Raw genomic sequence first — 16,424 nt, forward strand, 5'->3', positions numbered from 1 at the left:
ACCTTCTTCATTATCATGAAGAATACAGTTTATGTATATGCTCCATTTCTATTGAAATTTCTTCGGGAATTTGTTTAGATACAGCTTTTACGGTTTCCTCAATTTGTTGAGGAGTAGAAGCACCTGTTAACGCGCTAGCTACATTTTTTTGCTGTAGTACCCAAGCGATTGCAAATTCAGTTAAAGACATATTGCAAGCCTTTGCTATATTTTCTAATCTTTGTGCTGTGAGTAGTGACTCCTTTGTAAAAAGCTTTTTAAAGAATTTATTTACATTTGGATTGTTTGCTCTGCTGTTCTCTGGGATTCGATCGTTATACTTTCCAGTTAAGATACCTTGAGCAAGTGGACTAAAGACGATTTGCGATATCCCTAATTTTTCAGAAACAGGAATGATGCTTTTCTCTATGTCCCGCTTAAGCAGACTGTATTCACATTGATTCACAACAATTCGATTTATTAAATACGTGTCAGAGATATGTATAGCTTCCTCAATTTGTTCCGAATTCCAGTTACTTACCCCAGCGTATAGTATTTTCCCTTGTTTAATTAAATCATCAATTGCTCTTAGTGTTTCTTCTACTGGAGTTTCATAATCGTAACTGTGACAATAGAAAATATCAATGTATTCAAGGTTCATTCTTTTTAAGCTTGCATGTACCTGCTCTACAATATGTTTTCGTGATAGCCCTTTGCTGTTAGGTCCTTTTCTAGTAGCCCAATACGCTTTTGTTGCTATCACATATTCGTCTCTAGCAAATGATTTCAAAGCGGATGCTAAAATTCTTTCAGCTTCACCATTTTGATACACGTTTGCTGTATCAAATGAATTAATTCCTAGATCAAATGCCTTATGGATCGTTCGTATGGCATCTTTTTCTGTTCCTTTTTCTCCGAATGTTAAGTAACTTCCTAAACTAATTTCACTGATTTTTAAACCTGATTTTCCTAGTCTGTTATATTTCAAACATATCCCCCATAACATAATTTAGTATTTATTAAGGTGGATCGATAGACGGTATGTATTTTCGAAGGTCCTTAATATTTAGTTGAATAAATTTGTTAAATATTATTGATTATGTAAAAAATGAGATCTTTTAATATTTTCAATGTTTCACTCTGTTTTCCTCCAACTATTGTGATTTAAAGAAAAAGAAATGTTATTTCAATTCTTCTAAGGAGAACACATTATTTTTCTCAAAATCACTGATGATTTCTGGAGTCATTAGTAATCGTAATTAATCTTTTGTTGACCATTGGTAATCGGTATGTTCCTTTGAGAGAACTACACTTTTAATTTTATTTTTACATAAGTATGTAAGAATAATTACTTGTCTTGTTGGGCTGTTTTTGCAAAGGGTTGCATATAAAATCTTTTCAATTGAAACGTTTCACCCAACTTCTTCTCTAAATTCTATTTCCCTAGCACATTTCAAAGTTCTACTACCAACTTCATTATTATTAGCTCGTTGTATAATTAATGCCTTACTTAAATTTGTTGATAATATTTAAATGCTCCTGTAAAATTATACTAGTTTCCAATTATGCAAACGTTTTCATTGAAAGGGATGTTAGTTTATAATCTACAATCAATCCTTATTTTATAGGGGGCAGGTGTAATAGGGTGAAGAGATTTGTTTGGTTGTTTTAATATTTCAGATGTATAACGGCTAATATTTGTAATAGGGGAAGTAGGGGAATTGTAAATGATTGAAGTAAAGAATGTTACTAAGAGTTATAAGATTTTAGAGAGGAAGCCAGGTTTAATAGGTGCAATAAAAGCTTTAATAAAACGTAAATATTATGATAAGCAAGCGGTAAAACCAATTTCTTTTTCTGTTGAAAAAGGAGAAATGGTCGGATATATCGGATTCAACGGTGCTGGAAAGTCAACCACTATTAAGATGCTGTGTGGAATTTTAACTCCAGATACTGGTGAAATAAGGGTAAATGGAATTATTCCATACAAAAATAGACAGGAAAATGCCAAAAATATTGGAGCTGTTTTTGGACAACGTACACAACTTGCTTGGGATATACCGGTGCGAGAGTCTTTTGAACTATTAAAACATGTTTATGAGATTTCAGAAACAAAATATCAGGAAATGATGCATTTATTTGAAGATGTACTGGACCTAGGAACTTTAATGCCATTACCTGTTCGCCAGTTATCGCTCGGACAAAAAATGCGTTGTGAGTTGGCTGCTGCTTTTCTTCATCAACCTTCAGTTGTGTTCCTAGATGAACCTACAATTGGTTTAGATATTGATGTAAAGGCGAAAATACGTAGTTTTATTAAGGAAATGAATAAGAAATTGGACGCAACAGTTGTATTAACTACACATGATATGCAGGATATAGAAGAGCTTTGCCAACGGATTATTATTATTGATAAAGGGTCTATTATTTATGATGGGGACTTACAGGATCTTAAAGATCGTTTTTCTTATAACCGCATTTTATCTTTAGAATTAGAAGAGCACACAATGTTTGAGATTCCTGTATCATTACAAAATTACATCGTGATACAGAAGAGTGAAGCAGAAAATACTTCCCACGTAGAACTAAGTTTTCACACAAAGTATGTTTCATCGGAATTTGTGCTTTCAGAACTAGCAAGGCACAATAAAATATCAGACTTGACGATTTCAAATCCTAAATTGGAGACGATTATTAAAGATCTTTATCAGCATGGAGGTGAGGAATCCCTTGAAGAAATATTGGGAAATGCTTAAAGTGCAGATAAAGCTAGATACCTCATATGCAGCGTGGTATTGGGCAGGGACATTTGCAATTATCGTTAAATTATGTACGTTATATTATTTTTGGACTGCTGTTTACGAGAATAAAGAGACTGTTGGAGCACTCTCACTAACTAATATGCTAACTTATATGGTCATTGCTTTGTTATTGGAACAATACGTATCTGGAATAGGAACCAATTTAGCGAGAATGATTAAACAAGGTGACATAGCAATGGAACTTATGAAGCCATATCATTTGTTAGATAAACTTGTAGCGATGGATATAGGACAAAAAATTTCTAATTCTATGCGTACAACCTTTCCTATGCTACTGTTTGCCGTCTGGTTTGTAGGGATTCAACTACCACAATCATTAGAGTCTTTTATATTATTTACAGTAAGTGTAGTTTTAGGTATTTTAATTGGAACTCAATTGGATCTTATTATTGGTATATTAGCTTTTTGGACTGTTAATATATGGGGACTTCGACTTCTGCGAGAGTCTGTTGTTCAGTTTTGTTCCGGTGCACTTGTCCCATTATCACTTTATCCACAATGGTTTCAAGAAATTAGTATGTTTTTACCTTTTCAGTCTATGGTCTATATACCTGTTTCTATTTATACAGGTTCCATATCAGGTACACAGGCTTATATGGCAATTGCGACACAATTCATCTGGTTAATTGTTATTACAGTACTCGTCAGATCCTTATGGACTTTAGCAATCCGGAAAATCACAATATTTGGGGGGTGAGTGAATTGTTGCATACTCTTAAACGATACTCATTCTTATACATTGTCTATTTTAAGCAACACTTAAAAGTTATGATGGAGTATAAAGTAGACTTTCTAATAGGAATTTCTTCGGTCTTCATTCAACAATTTGCCTCTATCTTTTTTATAAAAGTGGTATTTGATCATATTGAAACTTTGAAGGGATGGAATTTTTATCAAATTCTCTTAATCTACGGTATTGCTTTTGCAGGAAGGGCAATTCATCATATTTTCTTTGATAATTTATGGACGATTGGATGGCAATACATTCGGACAGGAAATTTAGACCGTTTGCTTATCCGTCCTATCAACCCGCTGTTCCAAATTATAGCGGAGCGTGTTCAACAAGATGGAGTAGGACAACTTTTAATAGGGGGAATTGTTCTTTATTATTCCATTAGTAATCTAGATATTGCTATTACATTTGGAAATGTACTGATACTGATCATAATGATTATATCAAGTGGTCTCATCTTTGTTGCATTAAATCTGTTTTTTATTACTTTTTCTTTTTGGATGACAGATAGTCTCCCAGTTGTATCAGCAGTATTCAATTTAAGCGATTTTTCACGGTATCCGATTACGATTTATAATAAAGTTATAGCATTTATTTTAACGTTTATTATTCCTTACAGTTTTACATCCTTTTATCCAGCTGCCTTTTTCTTCGATAAGGGGTATAAATGGGTTTCTTTGTGTACACCATTCGTTGCTATAATACTATGTTTCATTGCTTATCGTTTCTGGAAATATGGATTAAGTGTATTCACCAGTACAGGAAGTTAATTTTAAGAACCCTCCTGAAGTAACTACAAATTTATTTCCAAATTTGAAGAATGACCCTGGTGAATATGCAAGAAAGTCGATTGGAAATGCAATTCTTGATATTTCTAAAAAACATCAAGAATTAATTCGAAAGGAGTTAAATAATTGGAACTCTAAAGAGCCATTTGTATTATTTACTTATCAAATTGCAAGTCGTCATTAGATTTATTAGCTTAATGGGCATAGTTTTTTATATTACAAATGTGATGTGAAAACTAAGAAATGAGAGCCCTAACTCATTTGTAGTTAGGGCTCTCGTTTTTATAAAAGGATAGAAAAATTTCAATATCGTATATTCTATTTCTTAAATCGAAACGGAACAGTTGAAACAATAACATTCTTTTTATATAAAAGGTATACCCTTAATAAAACACTTGATTGGTTGTGTAAGATGTTATGCCAACTTTTTTTTGTTATAAACTGTGGAATTAAAACAGTAACTGAATGATGGTTTTCCTGCGCTTTTTCTTGAATCATAGCTACTAGTTTTGTTATAGGTCTCATTAAGCTTCTGTAAGAAGAAACTACTGTAATAAGACGAACATCTGGTTTCCATTCTTTCCATTTTTGTTGCATTTTTATTTCACTTTCTTTGTCGAAGGCTACATATACGGCGATGACATTATCACCAATAGCCTCGGCATAATTAATGGATTGTTCGACTACTTTTGTGATTCCTGCAACGGGTACGATGACAATGTTTCCTTCAAATTTGTGAGAAACTGCATTTGGATCGATACGTAGTTGTTCTCCAACGGAATCGTAATGTTTATAAATACGATGACAGGTGTACACAATAATTGGCAGGAATATAACGACAGACCATACTTGTGTAAACTTTGTGATAAAGAAAATCAGTAATACAGATAGTGAAATAAGCGCCCCTACTAAATTTGTTAGTAATTTAGGTAACCATCCTTTTGGTTTTTCGCGTAACCATTTTACAATCATTCCTGTTTGCGACAAGGTGAAAGGAAGGAATACACCAACTGCGTATAGTGGGATGAGTTGCTCTGTTTTTCCTTGAAACGCAATAATTAATATAATAGAAGCGATTCCTAATGTCATAATTCCATTTGAATATCCTAAGCGATCACCGCGCATTAAAAACATGCGAGGCATGTATTTATCTGATGCTAGGTTGTAAGCTAATAATGGGAATGCGGAGAATCCTGTATTAGCAGCTAATACTAAAATAAGGGCAGTTGTTCCTTGAATAAAGTAGTAAACATAATTTCTTCCGAATATATCTGATGCAATTTGAGATACAACGGTCTCATTAGGTTTCGGAGCAATACCGTACCAATATGCCAAAACAGTGATTCCGGTAAATAAGACTGCAAGAATGGCTCCCATCATAACTAATGTATTGGCTGCATTTTTAGCAGCAGGTTCTTTAAAATTGGGAATAGCATTTGAAATAGCTTCTACCCCTGTTAATGCAGAACATCCAGATGAGAATGCTTTTAATAAAAAGAATAATGTAACGCCCGGTACTGCAGTACCAATAGGTGTATGTAAAGTTGCTGGCGCTTGTCCAGTTACAATTTTAAACACTCCAACAGTAATTAATAAAATGAGTGCTAATACGAAGAGATAAACAGGATAAGCTAGAATAGAAGCAGATTCTGTTATTCCTCTAAGGTTGAGAATTGTAATGAAAATAACAAGTATTATAGCTATAGGAACGGTGTACTGATGTAAAACTGGGAACGCAGATGTAATGGCATCTGTCCCAGCTGACACACTTACAGCTACGGTAAGGATATAATCTACCAGTAGGGATCCACCAGCTATGAGCCCAGCATTTATACCTAAATTTGTTTTAGAAACAACGTAAGCCCCTCCTCCTTGTGGATAGGCATTAATAATTTGTCGGTATGATAAAATAAGCGCTGTTAATAGAATAAGAACCCCGATTGCAATTGGAATGGAATACCAAAAGGCAATCGATCCAAGTGTTGTAAGAACAAGTAAAATTTGTTCCGTTCCATACGCAACAGAAGAAAGAGCATCAGATGAAAGAATAGCTAATGCCTTTAGTTTGTTTAATTTTTGTTCACCTAGGGCGTTTGATTTAAGAGGTCTACCAATTAAAAACCTTTTGAATGATGAAAACATGGATGCACCACCAATATATAAATTTTCCAATGAACAGAATATCACAATTGATAGCGAGTGAATAGATATTTTTATTATGAATTCTTTATCCTTTAATAATAAATTGAAAAAACAGTGACAGAATGGTTTTTACTAATGGGGATATTGCGTCATTTAAATCAAGGAACAAAGCGCTCTTAGCACAGATAATTTCAATAAAGTTCTTTTTTGATTACTTTTTAGAAACTATAAATAAGCAAAGTATCAAAGATATATTACCTAAAGTAAATGGTATAGCTTGTGATACATGTTAGCATTCTGGCATATCTATACCCAAAACACTGAAAAGTAGGTTAAAATAATGTTAATTGTTTGAAAAAGGGGGATTCTATTATGAAAAAAGATCGTCTTGCAAAAGTAGATTTAACCAAAAAAATTGAATCGAAACAAAAATATAATAAGAAGCTTGAAAAGTATCAAATGCGTTTACTAGCGTTGCAGCAGATTTTACGAGAAGAAAAAATAGCTGTTATTTTGGCCATGGAAGGATGGGATGCTGCTGGAAAGGGGGGAGCAATTAAACGAATTACCGAGCACCTTGATCCGCGTGGACTGCAAGTAAATCCAATTGGTGCGCCTGCCCCTCATGAAAAACGTTATCATTATCTGCAACGATTCTGGCGGAAAATCCCGCAATATGGCCAAATCACTATTTTCGATCGCTCTTGGTATGGTCGTGTATTGGTTGAACGCGTAGAGGATTTCGCTATAAAGGAAGAGTGGACTAGAGCATATGATGAAATCAATGATTTTGAAAAACTATTAACAGATGATCATTACATAGTAGCGAAATTTTTCTATCATATTAGCAAAGATGAACAGTTAGCAAGATTTAAAGAGCGAGAGCAAAATCCTCTTAAGAAATGGAAAATTACAGATGAAGATTGGCGCAATCGCGAAAAGTGGGATGAATATGTCGAGGCAATGGAAGATATGTTTGAAAAAACAGATAAACCGAATGCAAGATGGAATATTATACCTGGCAATGATAAAATGTATGCGCGTGTGAAAACATTGAAAGTAATAATTTCATTAATTGAGGACTATTTCTTAGAACATGGCATAGAACTGCCATCATACTATCATGAAATGAAAGAAGCAAAGCAAGAGGAAACTGAACAAGTGTAAGATATAAGTCGTTAAATTTGTGTAGGATGAATCCTTTTAACTGATTGTAGTATTACTTTATATACATATAAAGTGGTAGCTAAGTGCTCATCGAATCCAAGTAGTTCTCTTTCATTTGTTATAGGAGTATTCATAATAAGACGTATGCGCAAAAAATGATGAATAAAATAGAAAAATAACGATTTTTTTTATGCTAGTAAATGGAGTTTATTATTGTGTCAGCTATATAACTGTGCTAAAATTTATGTAACTTTTAATGAACGGAGGGGTCTCCTTTGATCTTAATCAGATTACGTCTCAATACTTTGTGCCGATAATTGAATAGCGCTCAAAGGCTCTGTCTGTGTGCAGAGTGAATGGGATTGGTCTGTCTCTTTAAAGGAACCCTATTAAACTTATATGTGAAAAGAGGGAGGGACGAATACGCCCTCTTTTTGTTTTGCCTTTAAAAACAGAATGATATGATGCATGTATACAAACATTTCTTAGAATTGGTGTATCATGCTGGATTTGACGACCATTGAACAAGCCGGCAGCGATGCTTTTTATGTTTATTTGTCGTGCTTTCATCCGTTTATAAAAAACACAGGCAGTAGCTTGTGTTTTTTATTTTGCGCGTAATCGAAATGGAGGAATAAATATATGGAAAAGTTAGTACAAAAAGCAATATTAGTCGGAGTGAATTTAAATAATCAAAGTGATTTTGAATATTCGATGGAAGAGTTAGCGAATTTAGCGGAAGCATGCGATGTGGAAGTGGTAGGGCAAGTTACACAAAATTTACATCGTGTGAACCCATCTCATTATATTGGAACAGGTAAAATTGAAGAAGTGTCAGCGTTCGTGAAAGAAGCCGATGCGAATATGGTGATTTTCAACGATGAGTTATCGCCTTCACAAATCCGAAATTTAGAAGAGGATTTAGAGTGTAAAGTGATTGATCGTACAATTTTAATTTTAGATATTTTTGCGCAGCGTGCAAAGACAAAAGAAGCACAATTACAGGTTGAAGTCGCGCATTTACAATATATGATGCCGCGTTTAATTGGTCTTCGCGAATCGCTTGGAAGACAAAGCGGCGGTGTTGGTACGAGAAACAAAGGTGTCGGGGAAAAGAAACTAGAGCTTGATCGCCGTAAGATTGAGGAGCAAATTGCAGCGCTAAATAAAGAACTAGAAGCACTTACTTTGCATCGTCAAACGCAGCGTAAACAACGTAAGAAAAATGAAGTACCTGTTGTGTCGTTAGTAGGATATACGAACGCTGGTAAATCAACAACGATGAATGCGATGCTTGAAATGTTTAACGGATCTGAAGAAAAACAAGTCTTTGAGAAAGATATGTTGTTTGCGACGCTCGAAACAGCTGTGCGAAATATTCAATTGCCAGATAACAAATCATTTTTATTAACAGATACAGTTGGTTTCGTTAGTAAATTGCCGCATCATCTTGTGAAAGCATTCCGTTCGACGTTAGAAGAAGTAGCGGAGGCTGATTTACTCATTCATGTTGTGGATTATGCGAATCCAAACTATGAGCATCTCATTGATATTACAAATCAAACGTTAAAACAAATCGGTGTTGAAAATATCCCAACGATTTATGCTTATAATAAAGCGGATGTTATGGAAATTGAAATTCCAAAGGTGCAAGATAATCGTGTATATTTGTCGGCTAAACAAAAAGTAGGTATGGATGAACTTGTACAAATGATTTGTACACAAATTTATCAAGATTATATACAATGTGAAATGTTAATTCCTTATGATCAAGGACAGCTAATTTCTTATTTTAACGAACATGCTCATGTTTTATCGACAGACTATGAAAATGAAGGTACGAAGATTACTGTGGAATGTAAAACAAGTGATTTTGAAAAATATAAAAAGTATGTAATACGCTAAAGGGTTCGTTTGAAATATGAAGAGAAGAGTTGCTGTATAGCAACTCTTTTTTCGTTATCTTTTCTTTGCATATACGCACGTATCTCTTAATTCAGCGTCATCTACTGATACGCTGTTATTCTCTAAAATCCCCTCTAATTTAAAACCTAATTTTTCGGGTATGGCACGACTTTTTACATTTCTTGAGTCACAGCGGATTTCCACTCGATTTGCTTGTAATTCATTAAAGGCAAAATCCATAATTCCTGTAACGGCTTCTGTCATGTATCCTTGTCCGCTAAAACGAGAATGAATCCAATAACCAATTTCAAATTTTGGAATATCCCAGTTAATACGGTGTAACCCTGAAGAAGCAACAAATTCACCTGTCTCCTTAAGAAAAACGAGTAACCGTAAATCTTCACGTGCTAAGAATTTCACATGAGAATCTCTAATATTTGCTTCTACTTCTTGTTCCGTTTGTTCTTTTTGAGCAAAAGGCATCCAAGGTTTTAATGCTTCCATAGACTCATTAATTGCATTATGTACTTCTTTTCCGTCTCCAGGTCTTGGCATTCGTATGAGAAGCCTCTCAGTATAAAATTCAGAAGGGAAATTTAATAATAATGGATTCATGTGAAACGCTCCTTACTTGTTCTTTTATATTATGATACTTGAATGGGGGTATATGGTAAATGGTTTTCTGAATTTTAAAAACTAATAAAAAAGGGTATTTACTAGATTTCAGCTTTTACGTGTTTTTCATACGACAGTAAGCAGAGAAGTGGAAAAAGGTGAAAAAGAGGTATAGAATAAGAAATGTTTAAAAAGTCAGAAAAATAAGCAGGTGTATGAAATATATACACAGGCTATTTTCAGCACAGGAGGAGAGGAGCGTGTAACATGCAGGCAGCACAAAAGCCGAATGCGATGACTACACCAACGATTTACCGTATTTTATTTGCGATTAGCTTCGGTCATTTTCTTAATGACTCGATGCAGGCAGTTGTGCCAGCGTTATTTCCAATTTTGGAAAAGTCGATGAATTTATCTTATATGCAGGTGGGGTGGATTGCATTTGCTTTGAATATGACATCATCCATTATGCAGCCGATGTTTGGGATGTATTCAGATAAGAAGCCTTCCCCGTATTTACTGCCACTTGGAATGTTCTCAAGCATGCTTGGGATGATTGGACTTGCGTTTGCACCGAACTTTTTTATTGTTATTTTATCCGTTTTATTTATTGGACTTGGATCCGCTGTCTTTCATCCAGAAGGTGCACGTGTTGCTTATATGGCAGCAGGAGCAAAGCGTGGTTTAGCGCAATCAATTTATCAAGTAGGAGGAAATACCGGGAATTCGCTTGCGCCAATTTTTACGGCACTCGTATTTGTACCACTTGGTCAAATCGGAACTATTTGGTTTACGGGCTTTGCGGTGGTCGGAATTGTCTTATTATACTTTGTTTCTACATGGTATAAAGGGGAGTTAGAAAGCGGGGCTGTAAGAAGGAAGAAACGAGCTGCACTAGAAGCGGAAAGTCTAGTAATAAGCAGCCGGGTTAAGTTTGTTATTGTTTTACTTGTATTTTTAACGTTTGTTCGTTCATGGTACGGAGCAGGGATTGGAAACTTTTATCAATTTTATTTAATTGAACATTATGGACTATCTATTAAAAATGCACAGTTTTATGTGTTTGCTTTCATGATTGCCGGCGTGCTTGGAACGTTTTTTGGAGGGCCGTTAGCAGATCGGTTTGGAAAGCGAAATATTATTGTGTTTTCCATGCTCGGTTCAGCACCTCTAGCACTGCTATTGCCGCACGTTTCGCTTATTTGGGTTGTCCCGTTATTTCTCTGTATTGGATTTATTAGTTCTAGTAGTTTTAGTGTTATCGTTGTGTATGCACAGGAGCTTGTTCCTGGAAAAGTCGGTATGGTATCTGGCTTAATTGTCGGACTCGCATTTGGACTTGGAGCACTAGGAGCGGTTGTACTTGGGAAATTAGCAGATATATATAGTCTTAACTTTATTATGCTGCTATGTAGCATGTTGCCGTTAATTGGTTTATCATCATGGTTACTGCCAAATGATCGTAAAACGATGTAGAAATGGATGGAATAGGAGCCCTGAATATGAAAATATATCATAACGTTACAGAATTAATTGGAAATACACCTGTTGTACGTTTATCTCGCATTGTTCCGGAAGATGCGGCTGATATATATGTAAAGTTAGAGATGTTTAACCCGTCACGTAGCGTAAAGGACCGTGCAGCTTATAATTTAATTCATATGGCAGAAGAAAATGGATTCATACGACCTGGTGACACAATTATTGAACCGACAAGTGGTAATACTGGAATAGGATTGGCAATGAATGCAGCTGCGAAAGGGTATAAAACAATTCTTATTATGCCTGATAACATGTCCAAAGAGCGTATTAACTTGCTGAAGGCATACGGAGCTGAAGTAGTATTGACGCCAGCAACTGAACGGATGCCAGGGGCAATTGCAAAGGCGCTGGAGTTGCAGCAGCAAATTCCAGGCAGCTTTATTCCGCAGCAGTTTGAGAATCAAGCAAACCCTGATATTCACCGCACTACAACAGCAGTTGAAATTTATAAACAAATGAACGGTGAGTTAGATGCATTTGTTGCAACTGCTGGAACAGGTGGAACCATTACAGGGACAGGAGAAACATTACGAGAAAAGCTTCCTAATTTATATATTGCAGTTGTGGAACCGAAAGGATCTCCCGTTTTATCAGGTGGTACTCCGGGCCCTCATAAATTAGTGGGAACAAGTCCAGGGTTCATCCCGAAAAACTTGAATACGGAGATTTATAATGAAATTATTCAAATTGCTGATGAAGACGCAATCGAGACAATGAGAAAGCTTGCGAAAGAAGAAGGGATTTTAGTTGGACCTTCATCAGGAGCTTCTGTGTTTGCTGCGATTACGCTAGCGAAAAGACTAGGTGCTGGGAAAAAAGTGTTATGTATTGCGCCAGATACAGGAGAGCGGTATTTGAGTATGGAGTTATTTGAATGATTGCTATGGAGGATGTATATGAGATATACATCCTCTTTTTCTATTTGTTACATATGTAGCATCTTGGATTCTTTTAATTTGTTTTTTTGCTCAAAGTAGACCAGTGTGTTGGACGAGAAAGCAAGTGAGGTAATTTTGTGTGTGCATCGCCCTTCGCTGAATTAATCTGAACTTGGGTGAGAAGGATACTCTCTGTGAGATCTGCCCCACTAAGGTCAGCGTCTCGTAAATCAGCACCGATAAGGTCAGCCGCTCTCAAATCGGCGCCTCGGAGGTCAGCAGCAATAAGGTATGCTCCTCTTAAATTTGCTCCTCTGAGATCTGCTCCTTTAAGTTTTGCACCCATAAGATCTGCTCCTCGATGGTTCATCCTCTTGCTTTTTTTTGAATTCTTATGTTGACGACGTGCCTCCGTCCATACTAGTTCGCTTGTCTTTAAAAGCAGAGCGGTTACGTTTGCTCTGTGTAATGGAACGTCTAATTCCAAGAGTGAATCAGGACTAAGTTGAGAAAGTCGTTCCGTCTCATCAAGCGCGAGGCTGAGCTCTTGGTGAATCGGACGAGTTGCTTTCAATGTTAAAGCTTCGGTTAAATACCAGAGCATTTCATGGAGTTGTTGCATAATTGGAAACACATTGTACATTTTCTGCGCCTTTTCTGGACCTTCAAGCCAGTCTATTCCTTCGAAAGTGACTTGGGAAACCTTTTGTCCTGCGCCGAAGCATTCAAAAACGGTACACCCTTTAAAACCCTTCTGTCTGAGGTCTTTATGAATACTGCAACGAAAGTCAGCCTGCAGATTAGGGCAGGGCTTGCCAGCATCTTTATCAATTGCAAAATCTGCCGAAGCTGCGAAGGGAAGCGCAACACAGCACAAGCCGAAACAGTTTTCACAGTCGGCACGTAGATTATTACGACTCATGTCGCGTTTTGGATCATCATGGTTCTCAAACAACATGTGGACCTCCTATATTTCTGAGTTACTTTTATAATTTAATATACAAGATTAATAGTTTAGTTGGTACTTCATTTATATTAAAAAGCGTCTTCCAATTCAAATACTATAATTAAATAATTTAACAATCAATTATTGGCTATATTTAGGGGAGTTTTAGAAAAGATGTCTTTTAGATAAGTATTCACTACAACTAACCTACCACGTTAATGCAATATGACAAATCTAAATCCCCTTTTTATTAAGATAATATATTTTGGTTCATCTTTTTTATATAAATATCATACATATTATATCACCTTCTAAAATGGTAGTTACTTTATTTTAATAAAAAAAGGTGTAACCTGAAATGTAAGTTACACCTTTTCAATGCTTATCGTTTTAATTTTTTCAACAATGGGAGACGATTGATACGATCACCAAGAATGTCAGAAGCGAGCCCGCTTGTAAATACAAAGGCGAAGTAAACAAGTCCGCCAAGGGCACCGCATATGACCACAATTACTAAAGACTCCATATATGTTTGTCCTGGGATTAACCATTTTAATAACGTTTTTGCCCCAATTACCACAGCAGACATTGCTGCAGAGTAAATTGTAATAAGTAATACGGTTTTACCAGTCTTTACAATGTTAAACTTCGTATATTTCACAATGCAGTATAACATGATTACATCAGAAACGAGGTAACCAAGTATAGTTCCTAATACAGCACCATGTCCACCTAGCGCATATAGAAGCGGTGTATTGACAAGAACTTTTACAATAATACCTGCAGTAAAAGCAATCATCGTTTTACGCTGATAATCAATACCTTGTAAGATAGCTGCTGATACGGTGAAAATGGCACTCATTACAGCGGATGGGGCAAATGAGATTAAATATTGCGACCCGTCTAATGCTGTATTGTGATCGAAATATACCATGCGAAATGCATCGTAAGCGATGCTAGCAAGCCCAAATGATGCTGGGATTGTGAAAAATAATAATACTGTGAAGATCTTTTCAATTTGATTTTGCAACTGATCTAATTTACCACCCGTAAATGACTGTGTAATGGCCGGGATGATTGTGAGAGAAAATCCTGTTGCTAGTGATGCTGGTATCATAATAAGTTTTTGAGCATAGTTCGTAATGTAAGCAAAAATAGCATTTGCTTTATCAAGTGGTGTGCCCACTGCTTGCAGTGCATCGGCAACCGTATATTGATCCACTAACGTATAAAGTGGAATGGCAATGCCGACAAAAACAATTGGAATCGCATAGCGAAGCAGTTCCATATACATTTTTGTTAAGGAAGCCGAAGAAGAGCGCACTTTTCGTTCACCTTCTGGTGGGCGTAGTCCATTGTACTTCTTCCAATACATAACGAGCATGGAAACACTGGCAATTGCTCCAATAACAGCGCCAAATGTTGCGACTGCTACAGAAGATGCAACCGATCCGCCTAATATTTTAGAAACAATAAAGCTTCCAACTAAAATAAAAATAACACGAGCAATTTGTTCCACAACTTGTGAAACAGCACTTGGTTTCATATGCTGAAAACCTTGGAAATAACCGCGTGTAACACTCATCGCTGGCACGATAATAAGTGCAAAACTTAGCGCGCGCATTGTTAGTGTTACATCCTCGACGAATCCAGGCTCTGGTGTTTTAGAGCGAATAATTAATTCGGATACATAAGGTGCCCCGAAAAATAAAATTAAGAAACCGAGGAATCCCATAAACATCATTACTTTTAAGCTTGAATTATATAATCTTTTACTTGTGCCATAATCTCCTAAAGCATTATATTTGGCAACAAATTTTGAAACGGCGATAGGGATACCTGCTGTTGAAAAGCTTAATAAAATCCCATACCAGGAGTATGCATAAGAATATAAAGCAACTCCATCACTCCCAACTAAAGCTTGAAATGGGAAGAAATAAATAAAACCTAAAATACGTGAAATTATTGTGGCTCCGCTTAGTAAGGCAGTGCCTTTTAATACTTTTGAAGTAGACAAAATACTTCCTCCTACTCATGTTGCTTAAGAATCATCTTTTTCTACTATAAACTTGTCTTGGTATTTTATAAAGTAAAATACTAAATTTATTATTACAGTATCTTTACAAAGTGTGTTTTTTTGCGGAATTTTAGTAGGAAGTTACAATTTTATAAAAAAGTAGGATAAGTTTGTTTTTTTAGGGTCAGCCTTTTCAATTGTAGCTTTAACACTTCTTAATAATACAATTTTTTAAAAAGGCATGAAGATGCAATTAGGAAAAATTTATCATATAATAAGGTTGATTCCAAAGAGATATTGGGAGGTGTTGATATGGCGATTACAATGAAATTGCCAGATACTGCAGCGTCTCATGCAAAGCCAAGTATGGAAAAGGCGATACTTTGCATGAGGTAGACAAATAATCTAACATACAATCGCCTAAATGGACTTGTATTATTTTTCCTATAGTTGGCTTTGCACCTTATTTAGATGAAACATAAAAAATAAGGAGCGGGCAAAAATGAAATATGTAAAAGCAGCGACTGTTTTACCTGAAAATTTGATTGTAGAAATTCAAAAGTATGTGCAAGGAGAAACAATTTATATTCCAAAACCAGAGAATGCTCACCATAAATGGGGTACATGCTCTGGAGGAAGAAAGCACCTTGATGATCGAAATAAAGAAATTAAACATGCTTTTAAAAACGGAACATCAATTTATCAACTAGCTGAAGAGTATTTTCTCTCCATTGAAACCATTAAAAAGATAGTGTATTCCAAATAAATAAAGATAAAAAAGCACTGAGTATTGAATTGCACCCCAATTGTTAGACACAGTCTAACAATTGGAGGTGCAGTTTTTTTATGACGAAATACTCTTTAGAAACCAAGTTATCTGCCGTTACCGA

At 35.6% G+C, this 16,424-nt stretch carries 14 protein-coding genes; 9 read left to right on the forward strand and 5 right to left on the reverse strand.

Features of this window, described 5'->3' with window-relative positions:
* Window positions 1–13: 13 nt before the first annotated feature.
* Window positions 14–967, reverse strand: coding sequence for an aldo/keto reductase family protein (locus tag LRP84_RS16800; RefSeq protein WP_230576136.1), 954 nt, complete (start codon window positions 965–967; stop codon window positions 14–16).
* Between the two features lie 739 nt (window positions 968–1,706).
* Here LRP84_RS16800 and LRP84_RS16805 point away from each other — a divergent pair.
* Genes LRP84_RS16805 through LRP84_RS16820 form a run of 4 tightly spaced genes read left to right on the forward strand, consistent with a single transcriptional unit; the run spans window position 1,707 to window position 4,506 of the window.
* Window positions 1,707–2,735 (forward strand): ABC transporter ATP-binding protein, encoded by a 1,029-nt coding sequence (locus tag LRP84_RS16805; protein ID WP_230576137.1) that lies wholly within the window; start codon window positions 1,707–1,709, stop codon window positions 2,733–2,735.
* Window positions 2,710–3,498, forward strand: coding sequence for an ABC transporter permease (locus tag LRP84_RS16810; RefSeq protein WP_230576138.1), 789 nt, complete (start codon window positions 2,710–2,712; stop codon window positions 3,496–3,498). Before LRP84_RS16805 ends, LRP84_RS16810 begins: the two co-directional genes overlap by 26 nt.
* Before the next feature lie 5 nt (window positions 3,499–3,503).
* Window positions 3,504–4,304: an ABC transporter permease gene (locus LRP84_RS16815; protein ID WP_335379683.1), complete on the forward strand. Its 801-nt coding sequence runs from the start codon at window positions 3,504–3,506 to the stop codon at window positions 4,302–4,304.
* Entirely contained in the window at window positions 4,279–4,506 is a 228-nt protein-coding gene (locus tag LRP84_RS16820) for a hypothetical protein (protein WP_230576140.1), read from the forward strand. The genes LRP84_RS16815 and LRP84_RS16820 overlap by 26 nt, the downstream gene beginning before the upstream one ends.
* A 134-nt stretch (window positions 4,507–4,640) precedes the next feature.
* On the opposite strand, the gene LRP84_RS16825 is transcribed toward LRP84_RS16820, so the two are convergent.
* Window positions 4,641–6,464, reverse strand: a complete 1,824-nt coding sequence (locus LRP84_RS16825) for an APC family permease (RefSeq protein ID WP_230576141.1) — start codon at window positions 6,462–6,464, stop codon at window positions 4,641–4,643.
* A gap of 372 nt (window positions 6,465–6,836) precedes the next feature.
* Here LRP84_RS16825 and LRP84_RS16830 point away from each other — a divergent pair, with 372 nt between their 5' ends.
* Together LRP84_RS16830 and hflX are read left to right on the forward strand one after the other, a co-directional pair.
* Window positions 6,837–7,631 carry a polyphosphate kinase 2 family protein gene (locus LRP84_RS16830; RefSeq protein WP_230576142.1) on the forward strand — a complete coding sequence of 265 codons (795 nt, stop codon included), beginning with the start codon at window positions 6,837–6,839 and terminating at the stop codon, window positions 7,629–7,631.
* 642 nt (window positions 7,632–8,273) lie between these two features.
* Window positions 8,274–9,536: a GTPase HflX gene (gene hflX / locus LRP84_RS16835; protein WP_230576143.1), complete on the forward strand. Its 1,263-nt coding sequence runs from the start codon at window positions 8,274–8,276 to the stop codon at window positions 9,534–9,536.
* A gap of 54 nt (window positions 9,537–9,590) precedes the next feature.
* On the opposite strand, the gene LRP84_RS16840 is transcribed toward hflX, so the two are convergent.
* Window positions 9,591–10,151, reverse strand: coding sequence for a GNAT family N-acetyltransferase (locus LRP84_RS16840; RefSeq protein ID WP_230576144.1), 561 nt, complete (start codon window positions 10,149–10,151; stop codon window positions 9,591–9,593).
* A gap of 267 nt (window positions 10,152–10,418) precedes the next feature.
* Between LRP84_RS16840 and LRP84_RS16845 the strand changes: the two genes are divergently transcribed.
* Together LRP84_RS16845 and cysK are read left to right on the forward strand one after the other, a co-directional pair.
* On the forward strand, window positions 10,419–11,627 hold the full coding sequence (locus LRP84_RS16845; protein WP_230576145.1) for an MFS transporter: 1,209 nt from the start codon (window positions 10,419–10,421) through the stop codon (window positions 11,625–11,627).
* Between the two features lie 26 nt (window positions 11,628–11,653).
* Window positions 11,654–12,571, forward strand: a complete 918-nt coding sequence (gene cysK, locus LRP84_RS16850) for a cysteine synthase A (RefSeq protein ID WP_230576146.1) — start codon at window positions 11,654–11,656, stop codon at window positions 12,569–12,571.
* 73 nt (window positions 12,572–12,644) lie between these two features.
* On the opposite strand, the gene LRP84_RS16855 is transcribed toward cysK, so the two are convergent.
* Together LRP84_RS16855 and LRP84_RS16860 are read right to left on the reverse strand one after the other, a co-directional pair.
* Window positions 12,645–13,493 (reverse strand): pentapeptide repeat-containing protein, encoded by an 849-nt coding sequence (locus LRP84_RS16855; protein ID WP_230576149.1) that lies wholly within the window; start codon window positions 13,491–13,493, stop codon window positions 12,645–12,647.
* 406 nt (window positions 13,494–13,899) lie between these two features.
* Window positions 13,900–15,534 carry a putative polysaccharide biosynthesis protein gene (locus LRP84_RS16860; RefSeq protein ID WP_230576147.1) on the reverse strand — a complete coding sequence of 545 codons (1,635 nt, stop codon included), beginning with the start codon at window positions 15,532–15,534 and terminating at the stop codon, window positions 13,900–13,902.
* A 502-nt stretch (window positions 15,535–16,036) separates the two neighbouring features.
* Here LRP84_RS16860 and LRP84_RS16865 point away from each other — a divergent pair.
* Complete coding sequence (locus LRP84_RS16865; protein ID WP_230576148.1) at window positions 16,037–16,300, forward strand: CD3324 family protein; 264 nt, start codon at window positions 16,037–16,039, stop codon at window positions 16,298–16,300.
* Window positions 16,301–16,424 lie beyond the last annotated feature (124 nt).

The sequence above is a fragment of the Bacillus rhizoplanae genome (assembly GCF_917563915.1).
GTDB lineage: Bacteria > Bacillota > Bacilli > Bacillales > Bacillaceae_G > Bacillus_A > Bacillus_A rhizoplanae.